The following is a 2,863-nucleotide window of genomic DNA, read 5'->3' on the forward strand; positions in this document are numbered from 1 at the left end:
CTATCCCGTCGACCAGAATCTGATGGAATTGCTGGTCATGATCGACGCACTCAAACGCGCCTCGGCCGCCCGCATCACTGCGGTCGTCCCCTATTACGGGTACGCGCGCCAGGATCGCAAGGACCGCCCGCGCGTCGCCATCAGCGCCAAGCTCATCGCCGATCTGCTTACTACCGCTGGCGCCAACCGGGCTCTCTTCGTTGACCTGCACGCCGCCCAGATTCAGGGATTTTTCAACATCCCCGTGGATCACATGTTCGCCAGCCCGGTGCTGGTGAGTCATTTCCGGTCGCTCGCGCTCCCTAACCTCACCGTGGTCTCGCCCGACGCGGGCGGCGTGGAACGTGCGCGGCATTTTGCGCAGAAGATGGGCGCACCGCTGGCCATCGTCGACAAGCGCCGCACCGACATCAATGTTGCTGAAGTCATGAACGTGGTCGGCGATGTTGCCGGCAAAAACGCCCTCATCATCGACGACATTATCGACACCGCCGGAACCCTCGTGAAGACCGTGGACGCACTTTACGCGAACGGCGCCGCAGCCGTTTATGCATGCGCCAGCCACGCTGTGCTCTCAGGACCGGCCATTGACAGAATTGCCAACTCCCGCCTGGAACAGGTCGTAGTCACTAACACCATTCCATTGCGCGAAGCTGCGCAGAAGTTGCCCAAGATTAAAGTGCTCTCCATCGCCGGCCTTTTAGGTGCAGCCATTGAGAGCATCCACATGGAGACCAGCGTCAGTACGTTGTTCTCGTAAAGCAGCCTTTAGCTATTAGCCATTAGCTCTTAGCTCGAGCAATTTGAAGATCGACCTTCGCGATTGAGCCAAGGAGACAAAGTGATGCCTCAGACAAAGTTGATTCATCACCGATCAGCAACATGAAGCTGAAAGCTACTGGCTAAAAGCTAATAGCTCGCAAGCTTCCCAACAAAGGGAGCGGCACTTCAAAACGCCCGTGCCCGAATACAGAAATGAGAGATTCGAATGCCTGAAGTTATCGTAACCAAGCCCCGCGAGGGCAAGTTCAATAAGAATGCAGCGCGCCGCGTGCGTGTTGCCGGCAAGATTCCCGCCGTTCTTTATGGGGCAGGCCACGATGCGGTCGCCGTCGAAGTCGATCCCAAGCAGATCTCGCGGATCCTCTTTTCCGAGACCGGCCACAACACCATCTTCGATGTCGAGGTTGCGGGCTCTGCCACGGCCAAGGCCATGATCGTCGACTGGCAGCGCGAGCCCATCAATGACAAGCTGATCCACATCGATATGAAGCGCATCGCGCTCGACAAGACCCTGCGCGTCAGCGTACGGGTCAAGCTGCTCGGCGTGCCCGTTGGTGTAAAGACCGAGGGTGGAATCCTCGACCAGGTGCTGCGCGAAGTTGAAATTGAATGCTTGCCGGCCGACATTCCGAACCACATCGACGTCGATGTCAGCGGACTCGCGATGCACGGCGTGCTGCGCGTGAGCGATCTGCCGCACTCCGACAAGATCAAGTACCTGAATAACGAAGACGCAACGGTGGCTCACGTCGTCACGATCCGTGAAGAAGTAGTGGCAGCTCCGGCCGAGGGCGAATTGCCTGCTGTCGGGGAGGCCGGTGCTACACCCACCGAGCCAGAAGTGGCCAAGAAGGGCAAGACAGAAACTGCCGCGGCAGAAGGCGCCGCCAAGGCACCCGCTGCCGGAGCAAAGAAGTAAGCACCGGTGGAAGACACGAACGATTCCGGAGTTCGGACCGGGCCCTTCCTTGTCGTGGGGCTCGGCAATCCCGGACTCGAGTACTTATGGACACCGCATAACGCGGGGTTCATGGCAATTGACCGCATCGCTGAACAAGAGGGCGTTGTGGTCGCAAACCGGCGCTGCCGGGCCGTTACCGCAACCTGCCGGATCGCAGGGCGCGAAACGATCCTGGCTAAACCGGAGACATTTATGAATCTCAGCGGGCTTTCACTGGCCGGTCTGATTCGGGAGTTCGAGGTGGACCCGGCACGAGATCTGCTCGTGATCTACGACGAGCTGGATCTGGTGCTGGGAACATTCAAGATCAGGGAGCGTGGTTCGCCCGCGGGACACAACGGAGCCCGCAGCGTAACCAATGCCCTGGGCAGCCAGGACTGGTTGCGGTTGCGTATAGGAGTTGGGCTGGATCTTCCCCCTGAAGCCAAAGAGGAGGTGGGGTGGAAAAGGCCGGGCAGGGATTACCTGCTTTCGCCCATGCGCAAGGCGGACCTGGGCAAGTTGGATGAAGTGCTCGACAAGGTGGCAACCGCCACCCGGCGCATCATCCAGGATGGACCAGGCCCCGCAATGAACGAATTTAACCGCAAAGAACAGTGATCAGTGATCAGTGTTCAGTGGTCAGAGTCAAACAGCTTATGACTGGTAATTTGCGGAAGGAAGAGATTCAGGAACAGAATCGGTAGCATTTTCTGATCACTGTTCGCTGATAACTAATCACTGCCGCGCAAGCGGCGGGAGGGAATACGGATGTCTCGTGTATATGAGGTTATGTTCATCGTTCGGCCCGACGTGGCCGAGGAAGACGTCGACAAGTTGATCGCTGGCTTCACGACCAACGTCACCAACGGTGGCGGCGTGGTCAAGAACGTGGAGAAGATGGGCCGCCGCAAGCTCGCTTATCTCGTCCGCAAATTCAACGACGGCAACTACATTTTGATGACCATCGAGGCCGGCGGCCCCGTGGTGCTCGAGCTCGAGCGCCGTCTCCGCGTCTCGGAGCCGGTCATCAAGTTCATCACCGTGCGCACTGACGAGGAAGAGAAGCGTCTTGCCAAGGTAAAGGCTCTTCGTGGCACGCGTCGCAAGGTCAGCGCGGAATCGCCTGCATCTCCTGCC

General features: G+C 58.6%; 4 protein-coding genes. All 4 read left to right on the forward strand.

Going from position 1 to position 2,863, the window contains the following annotated elements:
- On the forward strand, nt 1-760 hold a 760-nt coding region (locus WA354_RS21270; protein WP_472815026.1), incomplete at its 5' end, for a ribose-phosphate pyrophosphokinase.
- A gap of 228 nt (nt 761-988) precedes the next feature.
- Nucleotides 989-1,702, forward strand: coding sequence for a 50S ribosomal protein L25 (locus WA354_RS21275; protein ID WP_472815027.1), 714 nt, complete (start codon nt 989-991; stop codon nt 1,700-1,702).
- 6 nt (nt 1,703-1,708) lie between these two features.
- Nucleotides 1,709-2,344 carry an aminoacyl-tRNA hydrolase gene (gene pth, locus WA354_RS21280; RefSeq protein WP_472815028.1) on the forward strand — a complete coding sequence of 212 codons (636 nt, stop codon included), beginning with the start codon at nt 1,709-1,711 and terminating at the stop codon, nt 2,342-2,344.
- A 150-nt stretch (nt 2,345-2,494) separates the two neighbouring features.
- On the forward strand, nt 2,495-2,863 hold a 369-nt coding region (gene rpsF, locus WA354_RS21285; protein ID WP_472815029.1), incomplete at its 3' end, for a 30S ribosomal protein S6.

Origin of the sequence: Occallatibacter sp. (assembly GCF_049802275.1) — a bacterium.
In the GTDB taxonomy this organism is placed as follows: domain Bacteria; phylum Acidobacteriota; class Terriglobia; order Terriglobales; family Acidobacteriaceae; genus Telmatobacter.

What these genes read in the sequence shown, in the direction of transcription:
- WA354_RS21275 (WP_472815027.1), top strand. Translation starts at nt 989, where the DNA reads ATGCCTGAAGTTATCGTAACCAAGCCCCGCGAGGGCAAGTTCAATAAG.